General features: G+C 54.8%; 31 protein-coding genes, 4 tRNA genes and 1 rRNA gene. All 36 read right to left on the bottom strand.

Going from position 1 to position 26,978, the window contains the following annotated elements; all coding sequences use genetic code 11:
- Nucleotides 1–6 precede the first annotated feature (6 nt).
- Nucleotides 7–399 (bottom strand): 30S ribosomal protein S8, encoded by a 393-nt coding sequence (rpsH, locus tag JH25_RS09735; protein ID WP_003176413.1) that lies wholly within the window; start codon nucleotides 397–399, stop codon nucleotides 7–9.
- A 208-nt stretch (nucleotides 400–607) separates the two neighbouring features.
- Nucleotides 608–913 (bottom strand): 30S ribosomal protein S14, encoded by a 306-nt coding sequence (rpsN, locus tag JH25_RS09740; RefSeq protein WP_003176414.1) that lies wholly within the window; start codon nucleotides 911–913, stop codon nucleotides 608–610.
- Between the two features lie 13 nt (nucleotides 914–926).
- Nucleotides 927–1,466: a 50S ribosomal protein L5 gene (rplE, locus tag JH25_RS09745; RefSeq protein WP_003194642.1), complete on the bottom strand. Its 540-nt coding sequence runs from the start codon at nucleotides 1,464–1,466 to the stop codon at nucleotides 927–929.
- A 22-nt stretch (nucleotides 1,467–1,488) separates the two neighbouring features.
- Nucleotides 1,489–1,803: a 50S ribosomal protein L24 gene (rplX, locus tag JH25_RS09750; protein ID WP_003176416.1), complete on the bottom strand. Its 315-nt coding sequence runs from the start codon at nucleotides 1,801–1,803 to the stop codon at nucleotides 1,489–1,491.
- 11 nt (nucleotides 1,804–1,814) lie between these two features.
- The gene (gene rplN, locus JH25_RS09755) at nucleotides 1,815–2,183 is read right to left on the bottom strand and encodes a 50S ribosomal protein L14 (RefSeq protein WP_002555479.1); all 369 of its coding nucleotides are present in this window, start codon (nucleotides 2,181–2,183) and stop codon (nucleotides 1,815–1,817) included.
- A 23-nt stretch (nucleotides 2,184–2,206) separates the two neighbouring features.
- Entirely contained in the window at nucleotides 2,207–2,473 is a 267-nt protein-coding gene (gene rpsQ / locus JH25_RS09760) for a 30S ribosomal protein S17 (protein ID WP_003176419.1), read from the bottom strand.
- A 2-nt stretch (nucleotides 2,474–2,475) separates the two neighbouring features.
- Nucleotides 2,476–2,667: a 50S ribosomal protein L29 gene (gene rpmC, locus JH25_RS09765; protein ID WP_002555481.1), complete on the bottom strand. Its 192-nt coding sequence runs from the start codon at nucleotides 2,665–2,667 to the stop codon at nucleotides 2,476–2,478.
- On the bottom strand, nucleotides 2,667–3,080 hold the full coding sequence (rplP, locus tag JH25_RS09770) for a 50S ribosomal protein L16 (RefSeq protein WP_003176421.1): 414 nt from the start codon (nucleotides 3,078–3,080) through the stop codon (nucleotides 2,667–2,669). Before rplP ends, rpmC begins: the two co-directional genes overlap by 1 nt.
- A 12-nt stretch (nucleotides 3,081–3,092) precedes the next feature.
- Complete coding sequence (gene rpsC, locus JH25_RS09775) at nucleotides 3,093–3,779, bottom strand: 30S ribosomal protein S3 (protein WP_003176422.1); 687 nt, start codon at nucleotides 3,777–3,779, stop codon at nucleotides 3,093–3,095.
- 13 nt (nucleotides 3,780–3,792) lie between these two features.
- Nucleotides 3,793–4,125 carry a 50S ribosomal protein L22 gene (gene rplV, locus JH25_RS09780; protein ID WP_003103908.1) on the bottom strand — a complete coding sequence of 111 codons (333 nt, stop codon included), beginning with the start codon at nucleotides 4,123–4,125 and terminating at the stop codon, nucleotides 3,793–3,795.
- A gap of 11 nt (nucleotides 4,126–4,136) precedes the next feature.
- Complete coding sequence (gene rpsS / locus JH25_RS09785) at nucleotides 4,137–4,412, bottom strand: 30S ribosomal protein S19 (protein WP_002555486.1); 276 nt, start codon at nucleotides 4,410–4,412, stop codon at nucleotides 4,137–4,139.
- 16 nt (nucleotides 4,413–4,428) lie between these two features.
- Nucleotides 4,429–5,253: a 50S ribosomal protein L2 gene (rplB, locus tag JH25_RS09790; protein WP_003186055.1), complete on the bottom strand. Its 825-nt coding sequence runs from the start codon at nucleotides 5,251–5,253 to the stop codon at nucleotides 4,429–4,431.
- Nucleotides 5,254–5,267: 14 nt separating this feature from the next.
- Entirely contained in the window at nucleotides 5,268–5,567 is a 300-nt protein-coding gene (gene rplW, locus JH25_RS09795; RefSeq protein ID WP_002555488.1) for a 50S ribosomal protein L23, read from the bottom strand.
- A complete protein-coding gene (gene rplD / locus JH25_RS09800; RefSeq protein WP_003176424.1) occupies nucleotides 5,564–6,166 on the bottom strand; it encodes a 50S ribosomal protein L4 in 603 nt (200 codons plus the stop codon). Before rplD ends, rplW begins: the two co-directional genes overlap by 4 nt.
- Nucleotides 6,167–6,178: 12 nt before the next feature.
- Nucleotides 6,179–6,814: a 50S ribosomal protein L3 gene (rplC, locus tag JH25_RS09805; RefSeq protein ID WP_003194649.1), complete on the bottom strand. Its 636-nt coding sequence runs from the start codon at nucleotides 6,812–6,814 to the stop codon at nucleotides 6,179–6,181.
- A gap of 81 nt (nucleotides 6,815–6,895) precedes the next feature.
- Nucleotides 6,896–7,207, bottom strand: a complete 312-nt coding sequence (gene rpsJ / locus JH25_RS09810; protein ID WP_003186070.1) for a 30S ribosomal protein S10 — start codon at nucleotides 7,205–7,207, stop codon at nucleotides 6,896–6,898.
- Between the two features lie 157 nt (nucleotides 7,208–7,364).
- Nucleotides 7,365–8,558 carry an elongation factor Tu gene (tuf, locus tag JH25_RS09815; RefSeq protein ID WP_005791980.1) on the bottom strand — a complete coding sequence of 398 codons (1,194 nt, stop codon included), beginning with the start codon at nucleotides 8,556–8,558 and terminating at the stop codon, nucleotides 7,365–7,367.
- 30 nt (nucleotides 8,559–8,588) lie between these two features.
- Nucleotides 8,589–10,694, bottom strand: coding sequence for an elongation factor G (gene fusA, locus JH25_RS09820; protein WP_005791981.1), 2,106 nt, complete (start codon nucleotides 10,692–10,694; stop codon nucleotides 8,589–8,591).
- A 30-nt stretch (nucleotides 10,695–10,724) separates the two neighbouring features.
- The gene (gene rpsG, locus JH25_RS09825) at nucleotides 10,725–11,195 is read right to left on the bottom strand and encodes a 30S ribosomal protein S7 (protein WP_002555493.1); all 471 of its coding nucleotides are present in this window, start codon (nucleotides 11,193–11,195) and stop codon (nucleotides 10,725–10,727) included.
- Between the two features lie 118 nt (nucleotides 11,196–11,313).
- Complete coding sequence (gene rpsL / locus JH25_RS09830) at nucleotides 11,314–11,685, bottom strand: 30S ribosomal protein S12 (RefSeq protein WP_002555494.1); 372 nt, start codon at nucleotides 11,683–11,685, stop codon at nucleotides 11,314–11,316.
- 216 nt (nucleotides 11,686–11,901) lie between these two features.
- The gene (gene rpoC / locus JH25_RS09835; RefSeq protein WP_005791982.1) at nucleotides 11,902–16,101 is read right to left on the bottom strand and encodes a DNA-directed RNA polymerase subunit beta'; all 4,200 of its coding nucleotides are present in this window, start codon (nucleotides 16,099–16,101) and stop codon (nucleotides 11,902–11,904) included.
- Nucleotides 16,102–16,165: 64 nt separating this feature from the next.
- The gene (rpoB, locus tag JH25_RS09840; protein WP_019819139.1) at nucleotides 16,166–20,239 is read right to left on the bottom strand and encodes a DNA-directed RNA polymerase subunit beta; all 4,074 of its coding nucleotides are present in this window, start codon (nucleotides 20,237–20,239) and stop codon (nucleotides 16,166–16,168) included.
- A gap of 219 nt (nucleotides 20,240–20,458) precedes the next feature.
- The gene (gene rplL, locus JH25_RS09845; protein ID WP_005791984.1) at nucleotides 20,459–20,824 is read right to left on the bottom strand and encodes a 50S ribosomal protein L7/L12; all 366 of its coding nucleotides are present in this window, start codon (nucleotides 20,822–20,824) and stop codon (nucleotides 20,459–20,461) included.
- 78 nt (nucleotides 20,825–20,902) lie between these two features.
- Nucleotides 20,903–21,403 (bottom strand): 50S ribosomal protein L10, encoded by a 501-nt coding sequence (gene rplJ / locus JH25_RS09850; protein WP_003232405.1) that lies wholly within the window; start codon nucleotides 21,401–21,403, stop codon nucleotides 20,903–20,905.
- 199 nt (nucleotides 21,404–21,602) lie between these two features.
- Complete coding sequence (gene rplA, locus JH25_RS09855; protein ID WP_003176434.1) at nucleotides 21,603–22,298, bottom strand: 50S ribosomal protein L1; 696 nt, start codon at nucleotides 22,296–22,298, stop codon at nucleotides 21,603–21,605.
- Nucleotides 22,298–22,729 (bottom strand): 50S ribosomal protein L11, encoded by a 432-nt coding sequence (rplK, locus tag JH25_RS09860; protein WP_003176435.1) that lies wholly within the window; start codon nucleotides 22,727–22,729, stop codon nucleotides 22,298–22,300. Before rplK ends, rplA begins: the two co-directional genes overlap by 1 nt.
- 117 nt (nucleotides 22,730–22,846) lie before the next feature.
- The gene (nusG, locus tag JH25_RS09865) at nucleotides 22,847–23,380 is read right to left on the bottom strand and encodes a transcription termination/antitermination protein NusG (RefSeq protein WP_003176436.1); all 534 of its coding nucleotides are present in this window, start codon (nucleotides 23,378–23,380) and stop codon (nucleotides 22,847–22,849) included.
- A 9-nt stretch (nucleotides 23,381–23,389) separates the two neighbouring features.
- Nucleotides 23,390–23,758, bottom strand: coding sequence for a preprotein translocase subunit SecE (gene secE / locus JH25_RS09870; RefSeq protein ID WP_005791990.1), 369 nt, complete (start codon nucleotides 23,756–23,758; stop codon nucleotides 23,390–23,392).
- Between the two features lie 45 nt (nucleotides 23,759–23,803).
- Nucleotides 23,804–23,879, bottom strand: a tRNA-Trp gene (locus JH25_RS09875).
- A gap of 163 nt (nucleotides 23,880–24,042) precedes the next feature.
- Nucleotides 24,043–24,118 (bottom strand) — tRNA-Thr (locus JH25_RS09880).
- 26 nt (nucleotides 24,119–24,144) lie between these two features.
- Nucleotides 24,145–24,218, bottom strand: a tRNA-Gly gene (locus JH25_RS09885).
- A gap of 24 nt (nucleotides 24,219–24,242) precedes the next feature.
- Nucleotides 24,243–24,327, bottom strand: a tRNA-Tyr gene (locus JH25_RS09890).
- A 142-nt stretch (nucleotides 24,328–24,469) separates the two neighbouring features.
- Nucleotides 24,470–24,916: a hypothetical protein gene (locus JH25_RS09895; RefSeq protein WP_005791992.1), complete on the bottom strand. Its 447-nt coding sequence runs from the start codon at nucleotides 24,914–24,916 to the stop codon at nucleotides 24,470–24,472.
- A 7-nt stretch (nucleotides 24,917–24,923) separates the two neighbouring features.
- Nucleotides 24,924–25,673 (bottom strand): pantothenate kinase, encoded by a 750-nt coding sequence (locus tag JH25_RS09900; protein ID WP_032879212.1) that lies wholly within the window; start codon nucleotides 25,671–25,673, stop codon nucleotides 24,924–24,926.
- Nucleotides 25,663–26,622 (bottom strand): bifunctional biotin--[acetyl-CoA-carboxylase] ligase/biotin operon repressor BirA, encoded by a 960-nt coding sequence (gene birA / locus JH25_RS09905; RefSeq protein ID WP_032879211.1) that lies wholly within the window; start codon nucleotides 26,620–26,622, stop codon nucleotides 25,663–25,665. Before birA ends, JH25_RS09900 begins: the two co-directional genes overlap by 11 nt.
- Nucleotides 26,623–26,788: 166 nt before the next feature.
- Nucleotides 26,789–26,904: ribosomal RNA gene (gene rrf, locus JH25_RS09910) — 5S ribosomal RNA — on the bottom strand.
- Nucleotides 26,905–26,978 lie beyond the last annotated feature (74 nt).

The following is a 26,978-nucleotide window of genomic DNA, read 5'->3' as shown; positions in this document are numbered from 1 at the left end:
CCCCCCTTAGAACACAGTGCAAAGAACTTCGCCGCCGACACCGGCAGCGCGCGCAGCACGATCCGTCATCACACCTTTGTTGGTGGAGACGATAGACACGCCCAGACCGCCACGAACTTTCGGCAGATCTTCAGCGGACTTGTACTGACGCAGGCCTGGACGGCTAACGCGCTTCACTTCCTCGATGACCGAACGGCCTTCGAAGTACTTCAGCTCGATGGACAGCAGTGGTTTGATTTCGCTGCTGATCTGATAACCCGCAATGTAGCCTTCGTCTTTCAGGACTTTGGCAACAGCTACCTTCAACTTGGAAGATGGCATGCTTACGACGGACTTTTCAGCCATCTGGGCATTACGGATACGAGTTAGCATGTCCGCTAACGGGTCCTGCATACTCATGGGCTAGACGCTCCTAATACAAAAAAATTAGCCTTGCGGCTACATATGTCGCCGAGAATCTCCGAGCACAAAAAACACGGGCTCAGGCGAGCCGCGTATTTTAGACACACTCCAGAAATGAAACAAGCCCCAAAAGGGGCTTGATCCAGATTCAAGGTCACCGGCGGTCAGTATCTTGCGATTCCGACCACCTGGACGTTGAAAGTACTTACCAGCTGGCTTTAACCAGACCTGGTACGTCACCACGCATTGCCGCTTCACGCAGTTTGTTACGGCCGAGGCCGAACTTGCGGTAAACGCCGTGTGGACGACCGGTCAGGCGGCAGCGGTTACGCATGCGCGAAGCGCTTGCGTCACGTGGCTGCTTCTGCAGAGCAACTGTAGCTTCCCAACGCGCTTCTGGACTTGCGTTCAGATCAACGATGATTGCTTTCAGTGCTGCACGCTTCTTGGCGTACTTGGCAACCGTGAGCTGACGCTTCAGCTCGCGGTTTTTCATGCTCATCTTGGCCATGGTCCTACTCCAATCAGTTGCGGAACGGGAATTTGAAAGCACGCAACAGGGCGCGACCTTCATCATCGTTCTTGGCAGTGGTGGTCAGGGTGATGTCCAGACCGCGGAGAGCATCGATCTTGTCGTAGTCGATTTCCGGGAAGATGATCTGCTCTTTCACGCCCATGCTGTAGTTACCACGACCATCGAAGGACTTGGCATTCAGGCCGCGGAAGTCGCGGACCCGAGGCAGGGAGATCGACAGCAGACGATCCAGGAATTCGTACATACGCTCACGGCGCAGAGTCACTTTGACGCCGATCGGCCAACCTTCACGGACTTTAAAGCCAGCGATGGATTTCCGAGCGTAAGTCACAACGACTTTTTGACCGGTGATCTTTTCCAGGTCGGCAACAGCGTGCTCGATGACTTTTTTGTCGCCGATCGCTTCGCCAAGACCCATGTTCAGGGTGATTTTGGTGACGCGCGGAACTTCCATCACGTTCCCGAGCTTAAGTTCTTCCTTAAGCTTAGGGGCGATTTCCTTCCGGTAAATCTCTTGTAGTCGTGCCATGGTCTAATCTACCTAGCAGTGTTCAAGCATCAACCGCTTTTTGGGTCGACTTGAAGACACGAATTTTCTTACCGTCTTCTACTTTGAAACCAACGCGGTCAGCCTTGTTGGTTTCGCCATTGAAGATGGCGACGTTAGAAGCGTCCAGCGGAGCTTCTTTCTCGACGATACCGCCCTGCACGCCCGACATCGGGTTAGGCTTGGTATGACGCTTGACCAGGTTCAGACCACCGATAACCAGACGGTTATTAGCGAGAACCTTAAGCACCTTACCGCGCTTACCTTTGTCTTTGCCGGCGATCACGATGATCTCGTCGTCACGACGAATCTTTTGCATGTCGGATCTCCTTACAGCACTTCTGGGGCGAGCGAGACGATCTTCATGAACTTCTCAGTACGAAGTTCACGGGTCACTGGCCCAAAGATACGGGTGCCGATCGGCTCTTGCTTGTTGTTCAGAAGAACAGCAGCGTTGCCATCAAAGCGGATAATGGAGCCATCAGCACGACGTACGCCGTGACGAGTGCGGACTACAACAGCAGTCATCACTTGGCCTTTTTTCACCTTACCGCGAGGAATTGCTTCCTTGACGGTAACTTTGATGATGTCACCGATACCAGCGTAACGACGATGGGAGCCACCCAGCACCTTGATGCACATAACACGGCGAGCGCCGCTGTTATCGGCCACATCGAGCATGGATTGAGTCTGAATCATATAATTTCTCCGACCCCTAGTCCTTAGACTTCCACAGCGCGTTCGAGAACATCAACCAGCGCCCAAGACTTGGTCTTGGCCAGCGGACGAGTTTCACGAATAGTGACTTTGTCGCCGATGTGGCACTGATTGGTTTCGTCGTGCGCGTGCAGCTTAGTCGAACGCTTAACATATTTACCGTAGATCGGGTGCTTAACGCGACGCTCGATCAAAACGGTGATGGTTTTGTCCATCTTGTCGCTGACAACACGGCCAGTCAGCGTACGGACAGTCTTTTCGGCTTCAGCCATGATCACTTACCTGCCTGCTGGTTGAGCACAGTCTTCACGCGAGCGATGTCACGCTTAACTTGCGAGAGCAGATGAGACTGCCCCAACTGGCCAGTTGCTTTCTGCATACGCAGATTGAACTGGTCGCGCAGCAGGCCGAGCAGTTGCTCGTTCAGCTGCTGTGCGGATTTTTCACGAAGTTCATTCGCTTTCATCACATCACCGTCCGTTTAACAAAGGAGGTGGCGAGCGGCAGCTTTGCAGCAGCCAGGGCGAAAGCCTCACGCGCCAGCTCTTCAGAAACACCCTCGATTTCATACAGGACTTTGCCTGGCTGAATCTGGGCAACCCAGTATTCCACGTTACCCTTACCTTTACCCATCCGAACCTCGAGAGGTTTTTTGGAGATCGGCTTGTCCGGGAATACACGGATCCAGATCTTGCCGCCACGTTTTACGTGACGGGTCAGAGCACGACGCGCTGACTCGATCTGACGAGCGGTGAGACGACCACGAGCTACAGACTTCAGCGCGAACTCGCCGAAGCTGACTTTGCTACCGCGCTGAGCCAGACCACGGTTGTGGCCTGTCATCTGCTTGCGGAACTTCGTACGCTTAGGTTGCAACATTTGGCGTACCCCTTACTTAGCAGCTTTTTTACGAGGCGCTGGTGCTTGTGGTTTCAGTTCTTCTTGGCGACCACCAATTACTTCGCCTTTGAAGATCCAAACCTTTACACCGATCACACCGTAAGTGGTGTGAGCTTCGTAGTTGGCATAGTCGATGTCGGCACGCAGGGTGTGCAGTGGCACACGACCTTCGCGATACCATTCAGTACGTGCGATTTCAGCACCGCCGAGACGACCGCTCACTTGGATTTTGATGCCTTTGGCACCAATGCGCATGGCGTTCTGTACGGCGCGCTTCATAGCGCGACGGAACATTACGCGACGCTCCAGCTGCTGAGCTACGCTCTGCGCAACCAGCATACCGTCGAGCTCCGGCTTGCGGATCTCTTCGATATTGATGTGCACAGGCACACCCATTTGCTTGGTCAGGTCCTGACGCAGTTTCTCAACATCTTCACCTTTCTTCCCGATAACGATACCTGGACGAGCGGTGTGGATGGTGATACGTGCAGTTTGGGCCGGACGATGGATATCGATACGGCTTACGGACGCGCTTTTTAGTTTGTCTTGGAGATACTCACGCACCTTCAGATCAGCGAACAAATAGTCCGCATAAGTCCGACCGTCTGCGTACCAGACGGAGGTGTGCTCCTTGACGATTCCCAGGCGAATGCCAATGGGATGTACTTTCTGACCCATCTCTTCGACTCCGTTACTTGTCAGCAACCTTGACAGTGATATGGCAAGACCGCTTGACGATGCGATCAGCACGGCCTTTGGCACGTGGCATGATGCGCTTCAGCGAACGCCCTTCGTTGACGAAAACGGTGCTGACCTTCAGGTCATCAACGTCTGCGCCTTCGTTATGCTCGGCGTTGGCTACGGCCGACTCCAGCACTTTCTTCATGATCTCGGCGGCTTTCTTACTGCTGAAAGCCAACAGGTTGAGCGCTTCGCCCACCTTCTTCCCGCGGATCTGGTCGGCGACCAAGCGGGCTTTCTGGGCGGAGATTCGAGCGCCCGACAACTTAGCGGCTACTTCCATTTCCTAACCCCTTAACGCTTGGCTTTCTTGTCTGCCACGTGCCCACGATAAGTGCGGGTACCGGCAAACTCGCCCAGTTTGTGGCCGACCATGTCTTCGTTAACGAGAACTGGGACGTGTTGACGACCGTTGTGTACTGCGATGGTCAGACCGACCATTTGTGGCAGGATCATCGAACGACGCGACCAGGTCTTAACTGGTTTGCGATCGTTCTTTTCCGCCGCCACTTCGATCTTCTTCAGTAGGTGAAGATCAATAAAAGGACCTTTTTTCAGAGAACGTGGCACTGTCGTATCCCTCTATTTACTTGCGACGACGGACGATCATTTTGTCGGTACGCTTATTACCACGAGTCTTCGCGCCCTTAGTCGGGAAGCCCCATGGCGATACCGGATGACGACCACCAGAGGTACGACCTTCACCACCACCGTGTGGGTGGTCAACCGGGTTCATGGCAACACCACGAACGGTTGGGCGAACGCCACGCCAGCGTTTGGCACCAGCTTTACCCAACGAACGCAGGCTGTGCTCGGAGTTCGAGACTTCGCCCAGGGTCGCACGGCATTCAGCCAGTACTTTACGCATCTCACCAGAACGCAGACGCAGGGTCACGTAGACACCTTCACGAGCGATCAGCTGAGCCGAAGCACCAGCGGAACGAGCGATTTGCGCGCCTTTACCTGGCTTCAATTCGATGCCGTGTACGGTGCTACCAACTGGAATGTTACGCAGTTGCAGAGCGTTGCCCGGCTTGATCGGCGCCAGAGCACCTGCGATCAGCTGGTCACCAGCACTCACGCCTTTAGGGGCGATGATGTAGCGACGCTCGCCATCTGCGTACAGCAGCAGAGCGATGTGAGCAGTACGGTTTGGATCGTATTCAATACGCTCGACAGTGGCAGCGATGCCATCTTTGTCGTTGCGACGGAAATCGACCAGACGATAATGCTGCTTATGGCCACCACCGATGTGACGAGTGGTAATGCGACCATTGTTGTTACGACCACCAGACTTCGATTTTTTCTCGAGCAGCGGTGCGTGAGGAGCGCCTTTATGCAGCTCCTGGTTGACCACCTTGACCACAAAACGGCGGCCAGGGGAAGTCGGTTTGCATTTAACGATTGCCATGATGCACCCCTTCCTTACTCAGCACTGCTGCTGAAATCGAGATCTTGGCCTGGCTGAAGGGAGATAACTGCCTTCTTCCAGTCATTACGCTTGCCCAGACCGCGAGCAGTGCGCTTGCTCTTACCCAGAACATTCAGGGTAGTAACACGCTCTACTTTCACGCTGAACAGGCTTTCGACGGCCTTCTTGATTTCCAGCTTGGTTGCGTCAGTTGCAACCTTGAAAACGAACTGGCCTTTCTTGTCAGCCAGAACCGTAGCCTTTTCGGAAACGTGCGGGCCAAGCAGAACTTTAAATACGCGTTCCTGGTTCATCCCAGCAGCTCCTCGAATTTCTTCACGGCCGACACGGTGATCAACACCTTGTCGTATGCGATCAGACTAACTGGATCGGAACCTTGCACGTCACGTACATCAACGTGTGGCAGGTTGCGAGCAGCCAGGTACAGGTTCTGATCAACAGCTTCGGACACGATCAAAACGTCGGTCAGGCTCATGTTGTTCAGTTTGCCCAGCAGATCTTTGGTTTTTGGACTTTCGACAGCGAAGTCCTGAACCACGACCAGACGATCAGTACGCACGAGTTCAGCAAGGATGGAGCGCAGAGCTGCGCGGTACATCTTCTTGTTGAGCTTCTGAGAGTGATCCTGTGGACGAGCTGCGAAAGTGGTACCGCCGCCACGCCAGATTGGGCTACGGATAGTACCGGCACGAGCACGGCCAGTGCCTTTCTGACGCCAAGGGCGCTTACCGCCACCACGTACGTCGGAACGGGTCTTTTGCTGCTTGCTACCTTGACGGCCGCCGGCCATGTAGGCCACGACTGCTTGGTGAACGAGCGTCTCGTTGAATTCGCCGCCAAATGTCAGTTCGGAAACTTCGATCGCTTGAGCGTCATTTACATTTAATTGCATGTCAGCTTCCCCTTAACCGCGAGCCTTGGCCGCTGGACGTACAACCAGGTTGCCGCCAGTAGCGCCAGGAACAGCACCCTTGACCAACAACAGATTGCGTTCAGCGTCGACGCGCACTACTTCGAGGGACTGCACGGTCACGCGCTCAGCGCCCATATGACCGGACATTTTTTTGCCCTTGAATACACGACCAGGAGTCTGGCACTGGCCAATAGAGCCCGGGACGCGGTGGGAAACGGAGTTACCGTGAGTGTTGTCTTGACCACGGAAATTCCAACGCTTGATCGTACCCTGGAAGCCTTTACCTTTGGACTGACCGGTCACATCAACCAGTTGACCAGCGGCGAAGATTTCAGCGTTGATCAGATCGCCAGCCTGGTAGTCGCCGTCTTCAAGACGGAACTCCATAACAGTACGACCAGCTGCAACGTTTGCTTTAGCGAAGTGACCTGCTTGAGCAGCAGTCACGCGCGAAGCACGACGCTCGCCGACAGTGACTTGCACTGCACGATAGCCATCGGTTTCTTCAGTTTTGAACTGGGTGACGCGATTCGGTTCGATCTCAATGACCGTGACCGGAATGGAGACACCTTCTTCGGTGAAAATACGGGTCATACCGCATTTACGACCGACTACACCAATAGTCATGTTGTAAACCTCATGAGTGTACGGGGCTTTCACCCGCTATGGCCGCCCATTTCAGAGCGTTACACGACTAAGACCCAAGTCTTAGCCGAGGCTGATCTGTACTTCCACACCGGCCGCCAGATCGAGCTTCATAAGTGCATCAACGGTTTTATCCGTTGGCTGGACGATGTCCAGTACGCGCTTATGAGTACGGATCTCGTACTGGTCACGCGCGTCTTTGTTGACGTGCGGGGAGACCAGAACGGTGAACCGCTCTTTACGGGTAGGCAGTGGAATTGGACCACGCACTTGAGCACCAGTACGTTTCGCGGTTTCCACGATTTCCTGGGTGGATTGGTCGATCAGGCGATGGTCAAAAGCCTTCAACCTGATACGGATTTGCTGATTTTGCATTGGATTTCAGACTCCGGCTGCTATTCCCACCGGGCGCAATACGCCCGTTAAAAGGAGGCGCAATTCTATAGACGCCCTAGATAGGTGTCAACCCAATAAAAAAGCCCCCGCTAAGCGGGGGCTTTCTCAAAACATCAAAGCTCACTCAAAAGAGAGATTACTCGATGATTTTAGCTACAACGCCAGCACCAACGGTACGGCCGCCTTCACGGATTGCGAAGCGCAGACCGTCTTCCATTGCGATGGTTTTGATCAGGGTAACAGTCATTTGAATGTTGTCACCTGGCATTACCATTTCAACGCCTTCTGGCAATTCGCAGTTACCGGTCACGTCAGTAGTACGGAAGTAGAACTGTGGACGGTAGCCTTTGAAGAACGGAGTATGACGGCCGCCTTCTTCTTTGCTCAGAACATAAACTTCTGCGGTGAACTTGGTGTGCGGCTTGACCGAACCTGGCTTAACCAGAACCTGGCCACGCTCAACGTCGTCACGCTTGGTACCACGCAGCAGAACGCCGCAGTTCTCGCCAGCACGACCTTCGTCGAGCAGCTTGCGGAACATTTCAACACCGGTGCAGGTGGTGACGGTAGTGTCACGCAGACCAACGATTTCCAGTGGATCCTGAACGCGAACGATACCGCGCTCGATACGACCAGTCACAACAGTACCGCGACCGGAGATCGAGAATACGTCTTCGATTGGCATCAGGAACGGCTTGTCGGTCAGACGAACTGGTTCTGGGATGTAGCTGTCCAGAGTTTCAACCAGTTTACGAACGGCAGTGGTGCCCATTTCGTTTTCGTCGTTGCCTTCCAGAGCCATACGAGCAGAACCGATGATGATCGGAGTGTCGTCACCTGGGAAGTCGTAAGTGCTCAGCAGATCGCGCACTTCCATCTCAACCAGTTCCAGCAGCTCAGCGTCGTCTACCAGGTCAGCCTTGTTCAGGAAAACCACGATGTACGGAACGCCAACCTGGCGGGACAGCAGGATGTGCTCACGGGTTTGTGGCATCGGACCATCAGCGGCCGAGCAAACCAGGATCGCGCCGTCCATCTGGGCAGCACCAGTGATCATGTTCTTCACATAGTCAGCGTGACCTGGGCAGTCAACGTGAGCGTAGTGACGAATAGTCGAGTTGTACTCAACGTGCGCGGTGTTGATGGTGATACCACGAGCTTTTTCTTCTGGTGCGCTGTCGATCTTGTCGAAGTCAACACGAGCCGAACCGAAAACTTCGGAGCAGACGCGAGTCAGAGCAGCGGTCAGAGTGGTTTTACCGTGGTCAACGTGGCCGATGGTGCCAACGTTTACGTGCGGTAGGGAACGATCAAATTTTTCTTTAGCCACGACAATTAACTCCTTGCCTAAAGGACTGAATCAGCCTTGTTTTTTGGATACAGTTTCAGCGATGTGCGCCGGAGCTGTGTTGTATTTTTTGAATTCCATAGAGTAGCTTGCGCGACCCTGGGACATGGAGCGAACGTCGGTCGCATAACCGAACATCTCACCCAACGGAACCTCGGCGCGAATCACTTTGCCGGAAACCGTGTCTTCCATACCCAAGATCATGCCGCGACGACGGTTAAGGTCGCCCATGACATCACCCATATAGTCTTCAGGTGTAACAACTTCTACCGCCATGATTGGCTCAAGCAACTCACCACCGCCCTTCTGGGCCAGTTGCTTGGTTGCCATGGAAGCAGCCACCTTAAACGCCATCTCGTTGGAGTCGACGTCGTGGTAAGAACCGTCAAAAACGGTTGCTTTCAGGCCGATCAGCGGATAGCCGGCAACAACACCGTTCTTCATCTGCTCTTCGATACCCTTCTGGATAGCAGGGATGTATTCCTTAGGAACCACACCACCTACTACTTCGTTCACGAATTGCAGACCTTCCTGACCTTCGTCAGCAGGAGCAAAACGGATCCAGCAGTGACCGAACTGACCACGACCGCCGGATTGACGAACGAACTTGCCTTCGATTTCACAGTTCTTCGTGATGCGCTCACGATAGGAAACCTGAGGCTTACCGATGTTGGCTTCGACGTTGAACTCACGGCGCATCCGGTCAACCAGGATGTCCAGGTGCAGCTCGCCCATGCCAGAGATGATCGTTTGACCAGTCTCTTCATCAGTCTTGACGCGGAAAGATGGATCTTCCTGAGCAAGCTTGCCCAGAGCGATACCCATTTTTTCCTGGTCATCCTTGGTCTTAGGCTCTACGGCAACCGAGATAACCGGCTCCGGGAAGTCCATGCGAACCAGGATGATTGGCTTGGCAGCGTCGCACAAAGTCTCACCAGTGGTGACGTCCTTCATGCCGATCAGGGCCGCGATGTCACCAGCGCGTACCTCCTTGATCTCTTCGCGAGCGTTTGCGTGCATTTGCACCATACGGCCCACGCGCTCTTTCTTGCCTTTAACCGAGTTGATCACGCCGTCGCCGGAGGCCAACACGCCCGAGTAAACGCGAACGAAGGTCAAAGTACCCACGAATGGGTCTGTAGCGATCTTGAACGCCAGAGCCGAGAACGGCTCGTTGTCGTCAGCATGACGCTCCATCTCTTCTTCCTCGTTATCAGGGTTGGTACCCTTGATAGCAGGAATGTCGGTTGGAGCAGGCAGGTAGTCGATAACGGCGTCGAGAACCAGGGGAACACCCTTGTTCTTGAAGGAAGAACCGCAAACAGCCAAGACGATCTCACCAGCGATAGTACGCTGACGCAGAGCGGCCTTGATTTCCACGTTGGTGAGCTCTTCACCTTCGAGGTACTTGTTCATCAGCTCTTCGCTGGCTTCAGCCGCAGCCTCAACCATGTTGTTGCGCCACTCGTCAGCCAGCTCCTGAAGCTCTTCAGGGATAGGCTTGCGAACAGGAACCATACCTTTATCGGAATCGTTCCAGTAGACAGCTTCCATATTGATCAGATCAATCTGACCCTGGAAGTTATCTTCAGAACCGATCGCCAACTGGATAGGCACCGGAGTGTGACCCAGACGCTGCTTGATCTGACCGATCACGCGCAGGAAGTTGGCGCCAGCACGGTCCATCTTGTTTACATAAACAAGACGTGGAACACCGTACTTGTTGGCTTGACGCCATACGGTTTCCGACTGAGGCTCAACACCCGAGGTGCCGCAGAACACAACGACAGCGCCGTCGAGTACACGCAGGGAACGCTCAACTTCAATAGTGAAGTCTACGTGGCCCGGGGTATCGATTACGTTGAAGCGATGCTCGTCTTTGTACTGCTTCTCGGAACCTTTCCAGAAGGCGGTAATAGCAGCAGAAGTAATGGTAATACCACGCTCCTGCTCCTGAACCATCCAGTCTGTGGTCGCGGCGCCGTCATGCACCTCGCCCATTTTGTGACTTTTGCCGGTGTAAAACAGTACGCGCTCGGTGGTGGTGGTTTTACCAGCATCCACGTGAGCGACGATACCGATGTTACGGTAGCGGCTAATCGGAGTAGTACGAGCCATAAAGCCCTCGCAAAATTAGTGAAGCTAAAATTAGAAGCGGTAGTGCGAGAAAGCTTTGTTAGCTTCAGCCATACGGTGCACGTCTTCACGCTTCTTAACAGCAGCACCTTTACCTTCAGCAGCGTCCAACAGTTCGCCGGCCAAACGCAGAGCCATAGACTTCTCGCCGCGCTTACGGGCGAAGTCTACCAACCAGCGCATTGCCAGAGCGTTACGACGGGACGGGCGAACTTCAACCGGAACCTGGTAAGTAGCACCGCCTACACGGCGCGACTTCACTTCGACCAGCGGAGCGATGGCGTCGAGAGCTTTCTCGAAGATTTCCAGGGGGTCGCTGTTCTTGCGTTCTTTAACCTTTTCCAGCGCGCCATAAACGATACGCTCGGCAACGGCTTTTTTGCCGCTTTCCATCACGTGGTTCATGAACTTGGCCAGAATTTGGCTTCCGTATTTTGGATCGTCAAGCACTTCGCGCTTGGCTGCTACGCGTCTTCTTGGCATGGATAAGCCCTCAAACGGTCTTCAGGTTCGCTCGGAATCGGTGCCCTTTCGGGACGCCTCCGACCTTACTCTTATCGACTCAGAAAATAAGATGATTCAGGTTTACAAAAAGCCGCTACTACTTAGGCTTCTTGGTACCGTACTTCGAACGACCCTGGTTACGACCTTTAACGCCGGAAGTATCCAAGGAGCCGCGTACGGTGTGATAACGAACACCTGGCAAGTCTTTTACACGACCGCCGCGGATCAGTACCACGCTGTGCTCTTGCAGGTTGTGGCCTTCACCGCCGATGTACGAGGAAACCTCGAAACCGTTGGTCAGACGCACACGGCATACTTTACGCAGTGCCGAGTTAGGTTTTTTCGGCGTGGTGGTATACACACGGGTGCATACGCCACGACGTTGCGGGCAGTTCTGCAGCGCAGGTACGTCGGATTTCTCGACGATACGCTTACGCGGCTGACGTACCAGCTGGTTGATAGTTGCCATCTACTAGCTCCACTGTTGTCTTGCGACGCTATTGTCTTGCAAGAAAAGCAAAATGGCAGGAACGAATTCCCGCCAAATTTAGGGGTACAAGAGTCTAAAGAGGATCTTGTCCCCAGTCAAGGCAAGGCCCCGACCTCCCCTCGCGCCGAACCGGGGCAAAAATGCCTCGATCCGACGAACGGGAGTGTCAGGGCCCAGACTCATCTATCGCAGAACTCAGTTACCGCTTGAGTTCAGTGCTTCGGTCAGTGCAGCTTCCACTTCACTGGCGCTCACGCGCAGCGGCTTGTCAGCATCACGGCGACGCTTACGCTCGCTGTGGTAAGCCAAACCGGTACCCGCCGGGATCAGACGACCCACGACCACGTTTTCTTTCAGGCCGCGCAGGTAATCGCGCTTGCCGGTTACCGCTGCTTCGGTCAGTACGCGAGTGGTCTCCTGGAAGGAGGCCGCCGAGATGAACGACTCAGTGGACAACGACGCCTTGGTGATACCCAGCAGCACGCGAGTGAACTTGGAAACGAATTTCTCTTCGTTCGCCAGGCGCTCGTTTTCTACCAGTACGTGAGTCAGTTCCATCTGGTCGCCCTTGATGAAACTGGAATCGCCGGATTCAGCGATTTCAACTTTACGCAGCATCTGACGCAGGATGGTCTCGATGTGCTTGTCGTTGATCTTCACGCCTTGCAGACGGTAAACGTCCTGGATCTCGTTAACGATGTACTTGGCCAGAGCACTCACACCCAGCAGACGCAGGATGTCGTGTGGATCGCTCGGGCCGTCGGAGATAACTTCGCCGCGGTTTACCTGTTCGCCTTCGAACACGTTCAGGTGACGCCACTTCGGAATCAGCTCTTCATACGGATCGCTACCGTCGTTCGGAGTAATGACCAGACGGCGCTTGCCTTTGGTTTCTTTACCGAACGCGATGGTGCCGCTGACTTCAGCCAGAATCGACGCTTCTTTCGGACGACGAGCTTCGAACAAGTCGGCAACACGCGGCAGACCACCGGTGATGTCACGGGTCTTCGAAGTTTCTTGCGGGATACGCGCGATAACATCACCGATCGCGATCTTCGCACCATCCGCTACACCGACCAGGGCGTTGGCTGGCAGGAAGTACTGAGCGATTACGTCAGTGCCTGGCAGCAACAGATCCTTGCCGTTGTCATCAACCATCTTCACGGCAGGACGGATGTCTTTACCGGCAGCTGGACGATCTTTGGCGTCGAGTACTTCAATGTTGGTCATACCGGTCAATTCGTCAGTCTGACGCTTGATCGTGATGCCTTCTTCCATGCCCACGTAGGTCACGGTACCTTTCATTTCGGTAACGATTGGGTGAGTGTGCGGATCCCACTTGGCCACGATTGCGCCAGCGTCGACCTTGTCACCTTCTTTAACCGAAATCACAGCACCGTACGGCAGCTTGTAACGCTCGCGCTCACGACCGTAATCATCAGCGATTGCCAGCTCACCGGAACGGGACACAGCAACCAGGTGGCCATCCACTCGCTCAACGTGCTTGAGGTTGTGCAGGCGGACGGTACCGCCATTCTTCACCTGAACACTGTCGGCTGCGGAGGTCCGGCTTGCCGCACCACCGATGTGGAACGTACGCATGGTCAGCTGGGTACCCGGCTCACCGATGGACTGGGCAGCGATAACGCCGACCGCTTCACCGATGTTTACCTGGTGACCACGAGCCAAGTCACGGCCGTAGCACTTGGCGCAAATGCCATAGCGGGTTTCGCAGCTGATCGGCGAGCGAACGATCACTTCGTCGATGCTGTTGAGTTCGATGAACTCGACCCACTTTTCGTCAACCAGGGTGCCAGCAGGAACGATAACTTCCTCGGTACCTGGCTTGAACACGTCACGGGCAATTACACGACCCAATACGCGCTCACCCAGCGGCTCTACAACGTCACCGCCTTCAATGTGCGGAGTCATCAGCAGGCCGTGCTCGGTGCCGCAATCGATCTCGGTTACAACCAGATCTTGTGCAACGTCTACCAGACGGCGAGTCAGGTAACCGGAGTTAGCGGTTTTCAACGCGGTATCCGCAAGACCCTTACGAGCACCGTGAGTGGAGATGAAGTACTGAAGTACGCTCAAACCTTCACGGAAGTTCGCAGTGATCGGCGTTTCGATGATGGAGCCATCCGGCTTGGCCATCAGGCCACGCATACCGGCGAGCTGACGGATCTGCGCAGCAGAACCCCGTGCGCCCGAGTCGGCCATCATGTACATCGAGTTGAAGGATTCCTGGTCAACTTCGTCGCCGTGACGGTCGATGACTTTCTCTTTCGAGAGGTTGGCCATCATCGCCTTGGAAACTTCGTCGTTCGCCTTGGACCAAAGGTCGATCACCTTGTTGTACTTCTCGCCCTGGGTTACCAGGCCGGAGGCGTACTGGCTCTCGATCTCTTTCACTTCGTCAGTGGCGGCACTGATGATGCGAGCTTTTTCATCCGGGATAACGAAGTCGTTAACGCCGATGGAAACGCCGGAGATAGTGGAGTAAGCGAAACCTGTGTACATCAACTGGTCAGCGAAGATAACGGTCTCTTTCAAACCAACCACGCGGTAGCACTGGTTGATCAGCTTGGAGATCGCCTTCTTCTTCATCGGCAGGTTGACGACATCGTACGACAGACCTTTTGGCACAACCTGGTACAACAGCGCACGGCCGACAGTGGTGTCGACGATACGGGTGTTGCTCACGCTGCCGCCGTCACGGTCATTGACGGTTTCGTTGATCCGCACTTTGACCTTGGCGTGCAGTGCGGCTTCGCCGGCACGGAACACACGGTCAACTTCCTGCAGGTCAGCGAACACACGACCTTCGCCCTTGGCATTGATCGCTTCACGGGTCATGTAGTACAGACCCAATACAACGTCCTGCGACGGAACGATGATTGGCTCACCGTTGGCTGGCGACAGAATGTTATTGGTCGACATCATCAACGCGCGCGCTTCCAACTGGGCTTCCAGTGTCAGCGGTACGTGCACGGCCATTTGGTCGCCGTCGAAGTCGGCGTTGTACGCGGCACAGACCAGAGGGTGCAGCTGAATAGCCTTACCTTCGATCAGTACTGGTTCAAACGCCTGGATACCCAGACGGTGAAGGGTCGGTGCACGGTTGAGGAGAACCGGGTGTTCGCGGATCACCTCGGCGAGAACGTCCCAAACCTCTGGCAGTTCGCGCTCGACCATTTTCTTGGCCGCTTTGATGGTGGTCGCGAGACCGCGCATTTCCAGCTTGCCGAAGATGAATGGCTTGAACAGCTCAAGTGCCATCTTCTTGGGCAGACCGCACTGGTGCAGACGCAGGGTCGGGCCTACGGTAATTACCGAACGACCGGAGTAGTCAACACGCTTACCGAGCAAGTTCTGACGGAAACGACCTTGCTTACCCTTGATCATGTCAGCCAAGGATTTCAGAGGACGCTTGTTGGAACCGGTGATAGCGCGGCCACGACGACCGTTGTCGAGCAAGGCATCGACAGCTTCCTGCAACATACGCTTTTCGTTGCGCACGATGATGTCCGGAGCGGACAGGTCAAGCAGGCGCTTCAAGCGGTTGTTACGGTTGATCACGCGGCGATACAGGTCGTTGAGGTCGGACGTCGCGAAACGACCACCGTCCAACGGTACCAGCGGACGCAGGTCTGGCGGCAGAACCGGCAGAACGGTCAGCACCATCCACTCTGGCAAGTTGCCGGAACCCTGGAAGGCTTCCATCAACTTCAGACGCTTGGACAGCTTCTTGATCTTGGTTTCGGAGTTGGTTTGCGGAATTTCTTCGCGCAGACGGCCAATCTCGTGCTCCAGGTCGATAGCGTGCAGCAGCTCGCGGACAGCTTCGGCACCCATACGGGCATCGAAATCATCACCGAACTCTTCCAGCGCTTCGAAGTACTGCTCGTCGTTCAGCAGCTGACCTTTTTCAAGGGTGGTCATGCCTGGATCGATAACGACATAGCTCTCGAAGTAGAGAACGCGTTCGATATCACGCAGAGTCATGTCCATCAGCAAGCCGATACGGGACGGCAGCGATTTCAGGAACCAGATGTGGGCAACCGGCGAAGCCAGTTCGATGTGCGCCATACGCTCACGACGAACCTTGGCCAGTGCGACTTCAACGCCGCACTTCTCGCAGATCACACCACGGTGCTTCAAGCGCTTGTACTTACCGCACAGGCACTCGTAATCCTTTACCGGGCCAAAGATCTTGGCGCAGAACAGGCCGTCACGCTCAGGTTTGAACGTACGGTAGTTGATGGTTTCCGGCTTTTTAACTTCACCGAACGACCACGAACGGATCATCTCAGGCGATGCCAATCCAATACGGATGGCGTCGAACTCTTCGACTTGACCCTGGTTTTTCAGCAAATTCAGTAGGTCTTTCAAGGCCTTTCCTCCTGGCGGAGCAGAGAGCGGACCAAACGGCCACGCTCTCGATTCGCGTCACGTGTTATTCGGTTTCCAGATCGATATCGATGCCGAGGGAACGAATTTCTTTGATCAACACGTTGAAGGACTCGGGCATGCCCGGCTCCATACGGTGATCGCCGTCCACGATGTTTTTGTACATCTTGGTACGACCGTTCACATCGTCCGACTTCACTGTGAGCATTTCTTGCAGAGTGTATGCAGCACCGTATGCTTCCAGTGCCCAGACCTCCATCTCCCCGAAACGCTGACCACCGAACTGAGCCTTACCACCCAGCGGCTGCTGGGTAACCAGGCTGTACGAACCAGTAGAACGAGCGTGCATCTTGTCGTCTACCAAGTGGTTCAGCTTCAGCATGTACATGTAGCCAACAGTAACCGGGCGCTCGAACTTGTTGCCGGTACGACCGTCGAACAGCTGCATCTGGCCGCTTTCCGGCAGGTCTGCCAGTTTCAGCATGGCCTTGATTTCGCTTTCCTTGGCACCGTCGAACACCGGGGTAGCCATTGGAACGCCGCCGCGCAGGTTCTTCGCCAGATCCAGGATTTCCTGGTCGGAGAAGGTATCCAGCTCTTCGTTGCGACCGCCGATCTCGTTGTAGATCTCGTGCAGGAACTTACGCAGGTCTGCGACCTTGCGCTGCTCTTCGATCATACGGTTGATCTTCTCGCCCAGACCTTTGGCCGCGAGGCCCAGGTGGGTTTCAAGGATCTGACCAACGTTCATACGCGAAGGTACGCCCAACGGGTTGAGGACGACGTCGACCGGGGTGCCATTGGCATCGTGCGGCATGTCTTCAACCGGCATGATCACGGAGACCACACCTTTGTTACCGTGACGACCGGCCATCTTGTCGCCCGGCTGGATGCGGCGACGGATTGCCAGGTAAACCTTGACGATTTTCAGCACGCCTGGAGCCAGGTCATCGCCCTGCTGCAGTTTGCGCTTCTTGTCTTCGAACTTGTCGTCCAGCAGACGGCGGCGATCAACGATGTAGGCCTGGGCCTTCTCGAGCTGCTCGTTCAGAGCGTCTTCAGCCATGCGCAGTTTGAACCACTGGCCGTGCTCAAGACCGTCGAGAATTTCGTCGGTGATGTCCTGACCTTTCTTCAGACCTGCGCCGCCTTCGGCCTTGTGGCCTACCAGAGCGGAGCGCAGACGTTCGAAGGTCGCGCCTTCAACGATACGGAACTCTTCGTTCAGATCCTTACGGATCTCGTCGAGCTGGGTCTTCTCGATGGACAGTGCACGAGCATCACGCTCAACGCCGTCACGGGTGAAGACTTGTACGTCGATGACAGTACCTTTGGTACCGGTAGGTACACGCAGGGAGGTGTCTTTAACGTCGCTGGCTTTTTCACCGAAGATGGCACGCAGCAGCTTCTCTTCCGGAGTCAGTTGGGTCTCGCCTTTCGGAGTGACCTTACCCACCAGGATGTCGCCTGCGCCAACTTCAGCACCTACGTAAACGATACCGGCTTCGTCCAGCTTGTTCAGTGCAGCTTCACCCACGTTCGGGATGTCTGCAGTGATTTCCTCAGGCCCAAGCTTGGTGTCACGTGCCACACAGGTCAGTTCCTGAATGTGGATCGTGGTGAAGCGGTCTTCTTGAACCACACGCTCGGACAGGCAGATGGAGTCTTCGAAGTTGAAGCCGTTCCATGCCATGAACGCGATGCGCATGTTCTGACCCAGAGCCAGTTCACCCATATCGGTGGACGGGCCATCGGCCATGATGTCGCTACGCTGAACGCGATCACCCTTGCTCACCAGCGGACGCTGGTTGATGCATGTGTTCTGGTTCGAGCGGGTGTATTTGGTCAGGTTGTAGATGTCGACACCGGCTTCGCCAGTTTCTACTTCGTCATCGGCAACACGAACCACGATACGGCTGGCATCAACAGAGTCGATAACGCCGCCACGACGAGCCACGACGCAAACGCCGGAGTCACGGGCTACGTTACGCTCCATGCCGGTACCTACCAGCGGCTTGTCAGCACGCAGGGTCGGTACAGCTTGACGCTGCATGTTGGAACCCATCAATGCACGGTTGGCGTCATCGTGCTCCAGGAACGGGATCAGCGACGCTGCAACCGAAACTACCTGCTTCGGAGAAACGTCCATCAAGGTGACGTCTTCCGGCGCCTTGACGGTGAACTCGTTCAAGTGACGAACAGCTACCAGCTCGTCGATCAGGACTTTCTTGTCGTTCATCGTGGCCGAAGCCTGAGCGATCACGTGATCAGCTTCTTCGATGGCGGACAGGAACACGATCTCGTCGGTGACCAGAGCGTCTTTCACCACACGGTACGGGCTCTCGAGGAAGCCATACTGGTTGGTACGCGCATAAGCGGCCAGGGAGTTGATCAGACCGATGTTCGGACCTTCCGGCGTTTCGATCGGGCAAACACGACCGTAGTGCGTCGGGTGTACGTCACGAACTTCGAAGCCAGCACGCTCACGGGTCAGACCGCCCGGGCCCAGTGCGGATACACGGCGCTTGTGGGTGATCTCGGACAGCGGGTTGTTCTGGTCCATGAACTGGGAAAGCTGGCTGGAACCGAAGAACTCTTTCACCGCCGCAGCCACTGGCTTGGCGTTGATCAGGTCTTGCGGCATCAGGCCTTCGCTTTCAGCCATCGACAGACGCTCTTTGACCGCACGCTCAACACGCACCAGGCCAACGCGGAACTGGTTCTCGGCCATTTCGCCTACGCAGCGAACACGACGGTTACCCAGGTGGTCGATGTCATCGACGATGCCTTTGCCGTTACGGATGTCGACCAGCGTCTTCAGTACCGCGACGATGTCTTCCTTGCACAGCACGCCCGAACCTTCGATCTCGGTACGACCGATACGACGGTTGAACTTCATCCGGCCGACCGCAGACAGGTCATAGCGCTCAGGGCTGAAGAACAGGTTGTTGAACAGGGTTTCGGCAGCGTCTTTGGTTGGTGGCTCACCAGGACGCATCATGCGATAGATCTCGACCAGCGCTTCCAATTGGTTGCTGGTGGAGTCGATCTTCAGAGTGTCGGAGATGAACGGACCGCAGTCGATGTCGTTGGTGTACAGGGTCTCGATGCGAACAACCTGGGCCTTGGCGATTTTCGCCAGGATCTCGGTGTTCAGCTCGGTATTGCACTCAGCCAGGATTTCGCCTGTAGCCGGGTGAACGATGACCTTGGCGGTCGTGCGACCCAGAACGTAGTCCAGAGGCACTTCCAGCTCTTTGATACCAGCCTTTTCGATCTGGTTGATGTGGCGCGCAGTGATACGACGGCCAGCCTCAACGATGACCTTGCCTTTCTCATCCTGGATGTCCAGGACAGCAATTTCACCACGCAGACGCGAAGCGATCAGCTCCAGCTTGAGGGTTTCATCCTTCAGGCTGAATACGTTGGTGGTATAGAAAGCGTCCAGCACTTGCTCAGTAGTATAGCCGAGCGCACGCAGCAGTACCGAGGCCGGCAGCTTGCGACGACGGTCGATACGCACGAACACGCAGTCTTTCGGGTCGAACTCGAAGTCCAACCACGAACCGCGGTACGGAATGATCCGCGCGGAGTACAGGAGTTTGCCGGAGCTGTGCGTCTTGCCGCGGTCGTGGTCGAAGAACACGCCCGGGGAACGGTGCAGCTGGGAAACGATTACACGCTCGGTACCGTTGATAACGAAGGTACCGTTTTCAGTCATCAATGGGATTTCGCCCATGTAGACTTCTTGCTCTTTGATGTCCTTGATCGCTTTGTTCGACGATTCTTTGTCGAAAATGATCAGACGGACTTTTACCCGCAAAGGTACGGCGTACGTAACGCCACGCAACACGCATTCTTTGACATCAAATGCCGGTTCGCCCAGGCGATAACCGACGTACTCCAGCGCAGCATTGCCGGAGTAGCTGATGATCGGGAAAACGGATTTGAAGGCCGCATGCAGGCCCACGTCGCGGAACTGATCTTTGGTCGCTCCCGCCTGCAAGAATTCACGATACGAATCCAGCTGGATAGCCAGAAGGTACGGGACATCCATGACGTCCGGCAACTTGCTAAAGTCCTTGCGGATACGTTTTTTCTCAGTATATGAGTAAGCCATCAGCGTTCCCCAGCTTGGTCACCTGCTTGTTTGGCCCCTCCGACGGGAGCAGCCAGAAAATCTTGCAAACCCCATGGTTTGCACCACCGCTTCGGGTGGCTACAGCGCGTTAATGGCGGCGACCGAGTCGACAGCCAAGAACGGAAAAAGGCCGGTGGCAAGAGCCACCAGCCATCAGCCTTCAGCTTAACGCTTGGGCTGGAGACGCAAGGTCGATGCTTACTTCAGCTCGACTTTAGCGCCTGCTTCTTCCAGAGTAGCTTTGGCTTTGTCAGCTGCGTCTTTGGCAACAGCTTCCAGAACCATGGCAGGAGCGCCGTCAACTACAGCCTTGGCTTCTTTCAGGCCCAGACCGGTCAGTTCACGTACTGCCTTGATCACGTTTACTTTCTTCTCGCCAGCTTCGGTCAGCATGACGTTGAATTCGGTTTGCTCTTCAACAACGGCAGCAGCAGCAGCTGGGCCAGCGGAAGCAGCGGCAGCGGAAACGCCGAATTTTTCTTCGAAAGCTTTGATCAGCTCAACAACCTGCAGAACCGACATTTCAGCTACGGCGTTGAGGATATCGTCTTGGGAGATAGACATTGCTGTATTTCCTGAATTGGGGGACGGCCTACGCGGCCATCGAAATAAACAAAAATACGCGAGAGAAGTTGCTCAGCCTTAGGCTGCGGCAGCTTCTTTTTGCTCGCGAACTGCAGCCAGAGTACGAGCCAGCTTGCTGGTAGCGCCTTGAATCACGCTCATCAGCTGCGAAATGGCTTCGTCGCGGGTCGGCAGTGTTGCCAGTACGTCGATTTGGTTAGCTGCGAGGAACTTGCCCTCGAACGCAGCTGCCTTGATCTCGAACTTATCCTGACTCTTGGCGAACTCTTTGAACAAACGGGCAGCAGCGCCTGGATGGTCCTTGGAGAACGCGATCAGAGTCGGGCCAGTGAACACGTCGTTGAGAACACTGTATTCAGTGTCAGCAACAGCGCGCTTGAGCAGGGTGTTACGTACAACACGTACGTATACGCCAGCTTCACGAGCCTCTTTACGGAGTCCGGTCATAGCGCCTACTGTCACACCACGGGCATCAGCCACGACAGCGGACAGAGCAGCTTTGGCAGCCTCGTTGACTTCAGCGACGATGGCCTTCTTGTCTTCGAGATTAATTGCCACGGGTTTAACTCCTGCTTGTTACCGTTTCATCTGGCCGAGGCCGGATGTCGTTTTGGTGTCTGATTCGGTAAGGAACCGGGAGCACCATCTGCGTAGGCTTGTTGGTTTAAGACTTGCGTCGCCTACGGTCTTGGATAGCCCCCGCCAGGCAGGGACCCCAATCTTTCAATTGGCGCAATCGCTTGCGCCAATTTGTGTCTTATACGTCCAGCGAGCCTTGGTCGATGACCAGACCTGGGCCCATAGTGGTGCTCAGGGTAACGCGCTTGACGTAGATGCCTTTCGAGGAAGCTGGCTTGATACGCTTCAGATCAGCGATCAGGGCTTCAACGTTTTCCTTCAGCTTGACGGCGTCGAAGCCGACCTTGCCAACGGAGGTGTGAATGATGCCGTTTTTGTCGGTGCGATAACGAACCTGACCAGCCTTGGCGTTTTTAACCGCAGTAGCTACGTCTGGCGTTACGGTACCGACTTTAGGGTTAGGCATCAGGCCACGTGGACCCAGGATCTGACCCAACTGACCTACAACGCGCATTGCATCCGGGGAAGCAATAACGACGTCATAGTTCAGATCGCCGCCTTTCATTTCGGCAGCCAGATCGTCCATACCAACGCGATCAGCGCCGGCAGCCAGAGCAGCTTCAGCCGCCGGGCCCTGAGTGAAGACAGCAACACGTACAGTCTTGCCAGTACCGTGTGGCAGCACAGTAGCGCTACGAACGACCTGGTCGGATTTACGCGGGTCAACACCCAGGTTCACAGCAACGTCAACAGACTCGCTGAACTTGACAGTCGACAGCTCGGTCAGCAGAGCAGCAGCGTCTACGAAGTTGTAGGACTTGCCTGCTTCGATTTTGCCGGCGATAGCCTTTTGGCGCTTGGTCAGCTTAGCCATTACACACCCTCCACGTTAAGGCCCATGCTACGAGCAGAACCGGCGATGGTACGCACGGCTGCATCCATATCAGCTGCAGTCAGATCCGCGTTTTTGGTTTTCGCGATTTCTTCCAGCTGAGCACGAGTTACGGTGCCAACCTTAACGGTGTTCGGACGAGCGGAACCGCTAGTCAGACCAGCAGCTTTCTTCAACAAAACCGAAGCCGGGGTCGACTTGGTTTCGAAAGTAAAGCTACGGTCGCTGTATACAGTGATGATCACTGGAGTCGGCAGACCTGGCTCAAGACCCTGAGTACGGGCGTTGAAGGCCTTGCAGAATTCCATGATGTTCACGCCGTGCTGACCCAGAGCTGGACCGACGGGTGGGCTAGGGTTGGCCTGAGCGGCCTTCACTTGCAGCTTGATGTAAGCGGTAATCTTCTTGGCCATGAGGCACTCCAATTACGGGTTCAAACGCCTAGAAAGGCTCCCCGGTTACTTGCGCGTTTATCCCAGTGACGACAAAACCCCACAGCCTAAGGCTGCGGGGTTGGGATGCTTTTTCAGCTAGACCTTCTCGACCTGGCTGAACTCCAACTCTACCGGAGTAGAGCGACCGAAAATGAGCACTGCCACTTGGATCCGGCTCTTTTCGTAGTTAACTTCTTCGACGGTGCCATTGAAATCAGCGAAAGGACCATCTGTAACACGAACAACCTCACCCGGCTCGAACAATGTCTTCGGCTTGGGCTTGTCGCTACCGTCAGCAACACGACGCAGAATTGCTTCTGCCTCCTTGTCAGTGATCGGAGCAGGCTTATCAGCAGTACCGCCAATGAAACCCATGACACGAGGAGTGTCCTTGACCAAGTGCCAAGTACCTTCATTCATGTCCATCTGTACCAGCACGTAGCCAGGGAAGAACTTGCGCTCACTCTTGCGCTTCTGGCCATTCCGCATTTCAACCACTTCTTCAGTGGGAACCAGAATTTCGCCGAAGCCATCTTCCATGCCTGCCAGCTTTACGCGCTCCAGCAAAGAGCGCATAACATGCTTCTCGTAACCCGAGTAAGCATGCACAACGTACCAACGCTTAGCCACGGGACACCCTTAGCCAACAATCAAGGAAACAAGCCAGCCGAGCAGGGAATCGAGCCCCCACAACAGCAACGCCATAACCAGAACAACAGCCACAACAATCAATGTGGTCTGCGTGGTTTCTTGGCGAGTCGGCCAAACGACTTTACGAATTTCGGTGCGAGCTTCCTTTACCAGGACCGCGAAAGACTTGCCTTTAGCAGTCTGCAGGCCTACAAAGGCAGCTACAGCAGCGAGGGCGAGCAATGCGAGGACACGGTACAGGATCGGCGAAGCAGAATAGTACTGATTGCCAACAACGCCTACGACCACCAAGGCGACTACAGCGAGCCACTTGAACAGATCGAAACGAGAGCTTTGAGCTTCAGCCTTAGGAGTCATCTATGAAGATCCTGTGAAAAGAAAGCCAGACACACCACGTGAATCTGGCAGGTCAGGAGGGAATCGAACCCCCAACCTACGGTTTTGGAGACCGTCGCTCTGCCAATTGAGCTACTGACCTAAAACAAAATCAGGCCGACCATTATGCAGGCCTGAAAAAGACTTTACAACAACCAACCCCAACAGACTTGAAATCACCTGACAATCACAGCCAGACATAACACGATACAAGCCGAGGCAGCTGTTAAAACAAAGGCAGATATTTTCATATCTGCCTTGTTATATGGAGCTCTTGAGCGGATTTGAACCGCTGACCTCACCCTTACCAAGGGTGTGCTCTACCAACTGAGCTACAAGAGCAAAACACCTTGCACAACCTGCAAACTTGGAGCGGGTAGCGGGAATCGAACCCGCATCATCAGCTTGGAAGGCTGAGGTTCTACCACTAAACTATACCCGCGGAGCTTGCAGCTCACGCTAAAAATGGTGGAGGGGGAAGGATTCGAACCTTCGAAGTCGTAGACGTCAGATTTACAGTCTGATCCCTTTGGCCGCTCGGGAACCCCTCCTAAGCGAGCCGGCATTCTACATCACGCCGGCCTTCTGTCAAGCATTTTCTCATTAAAAATATGAGGTTAGCTGCGTTGACCTTCGTTTCACCTTGAAGCCCTTAAAGGTCTTCACTGCGAAGCGGGCGCCATTCTATGCAAACTATTCGAGAGTTGCAATGCCTTCGCACAGCATTATTTTATGTTTTAACTCATTGAATTCATTAGCAAGGCTTTCAAAGGGCAGATCGTCAGCCAAGCGCCTACTCTCAGGGGCTACTCGCAACCAGTAACCCGAGGCTTCAGGCGCGCTCAACAATTGAAGCCTGACCCTTATGTCCAAGCTTGTCAGCCGCTGCTCGAGAGAGAGCGCCTGGTGACGATCCGAGAAACCACCAATGTACAGACAGGTGCTTTGTGCATCAGCCCCCCTTGCTCGATCACGCCGCGCCACCGTGTCGGCAGACTCACTCAGGAGCCGAATATCTTGCTGCGTTCCACGATAGAGACTCAATGGTGTGACGTCCTTGGCACGCAATGGAGCTTCTTGCTGATGCCAGACGTAGTAGAAAACATTGAGGACAAGTAAAAGCAAAAACAGCCAGCGCATAATCACCTCAAGACAAAGGACACGCCATTGCCAAACCAACAAACACAAGGTCCGGGACCAAACAAGCCTGAGGTGCAGCATCCCTGACCAGGTCGGCATCCCCCCCCGTCAGGAAGACAGTGAAATCCTCGCCCCAATAGCTTCTCGCCAATTCAAGCTGGGTCAACACGAACCCTCTTAGCATAAGCGTACAACCGCGCTCGACAGCCTCTACGGTCGTCCGCCCAGGAGAGAGACGCTCAAGAGCTCTCTCAGCCGCGGCATCGTCATAACGTATCTTGCGCGTATGGGTTCGCAACTGATTGCGCATAAGTGGCAAGCCCGGGCAAATAAACCCACCCAAGTGCTCACCATCAACATCAATAAAGTCTGCGGTCGCCGCCGTACCAAAATCGAGCACTACGCATGCGCCGGACGCTAACTTATATGCACCCAGCATCGCCAACCAACGATCCAGCCCAAGCCGCTCGAACTCTTCGTAGCCATTGTGCACACCGGCCATTTGTCGCGCGGAACCCGCACAGGAAACGGTAACGCCAAATGCCTTCACCAACGCCTCTACCAGCTTGTCGGTTTCCTCAAGCGCTCGAACACTCACTAACCGACAACGCGTGAGCAGAAGGCCAGGAAGCGCTATCAGGCTCTCAATCAACGCATCATCCGAACCCACCACGCCTTCGGCGGAGACACTTGCATCACTCGCCTCAAGCACGCGCCACTTTATGAAGCTGTTCCCACAGTCGAGCTCAAGAATCATCACGCAACCTCAGGCTTAACTCACCACCGCTGTATATTTTCTCGACGCCATCGACATTCAAGCGCAACGCGCCCTGATGATCCACGCCCAACACCACCCCATCAATCTGGGTAACACCAGCAACGAGAGACACAGGCTTGCCCTGCCACAAGTGATGCCGCTCCCACTCATCTTGCAGCCCGGCAAAACCGGCAGTCTTATGTCGATCCAGATAGCCTTGCAACTGCATCCCCAGACGCGCCACCAATTGGTTGCGATCAATAGCAGAACCGGTCTCGAGCTGAATTGAAGTCCATTGCTGATCCACATCATCGGCTTTCTGCATATTCACATTGATGCCTATCCCTAGGACAACGTGACAGATATCCGCAGGATCCCCCACCAGCTCCAGCAAGATGCCAGAAATTTTCTTGCTCCCGACCAAGACGTCGTTTGGCCATTTCAAAGCCGCGCCCTGTACACCGGTCTCACGCAACGCCTGCATAACGGCTAAGCCAACTACGAGACTCAACCCCTCCAACTGTCGCAGACCACCTTCAATGCGCAGCACGAGGCTGTAGTAGACATTTTGCGCAAACGGACTGACCCATTTTCGACCACGCCTTCCCCTACCAGCCGTCTGCTGCTCCGACAGTACGACAAAGGGGGCTGCGCACCCTGAGTCAACGAGACGCAAAGCTTCGGCGTTAGTGGAGTCGATGGAATCGAAAATATGAACTGGCCAGGTTAAAGAGGCCGCATTCAGGGAAATTTGCTCTGCACTCAAGAACACCAACGGCGCAGCCAATTGATACCCACGACCTCGGACCTTATGAATGGGCAGCCCTAACTCTGCCTCAAGATGCTGAAGCTGCTTCCACACAGCGCTGCGACTGACGCCCAGGGCGGCGCCAAGCGCTTCTCCAGAATGGAATCGACCGTCTTTCAGTAGTTTCAACAACATCAGCATGCAAATATCGCCTCACAATGAGGCACGCATAATAGCCATGCGTAAGGTCATTGCATAGAAACGCAGGGCGTTTGCACTCAGGACATGAGCGATGGTTTTTTAGTTTTTTCGACCGCCCAAAACAAAACCCCTGTCTGCGTTAGCAAACAGGGGTTCTGGAATTTAATCTTGACGATGACCTACTCTCACATGGGGAAACCCCACACTACCATCGGCGATGCATCGTTTCACTGCTGAGTTCGGGATGGGATCAGGTGGTTCCAATGCTCTATGGTCGTCAAGAAATTCGGGTACTGAGTCGTGACCAGTTGGTCTCGCTTCAGCAAATTGGGTATGTGACAGTTTTCGGTGTTTTT

Origin of the sequence: Pseudomonas sp. BRG-100 (assembly GCF_000737955.1) — a bacterium.
In the GTDB taxonomy this organism is placed as follows: domain Bacteria; phylum Pseudomonadota; class Gammaproteobacteria; order Pseudomonadales; family Pseudomonadaceae; genus Aquipseudomonas; species Aquipseudomonas synxantha_A.
The sequence above is the reverse complement of the archived record's forward strand: the minus strand, read 5'-3'. Positions and strand labels throughout refer to the sequence as shown.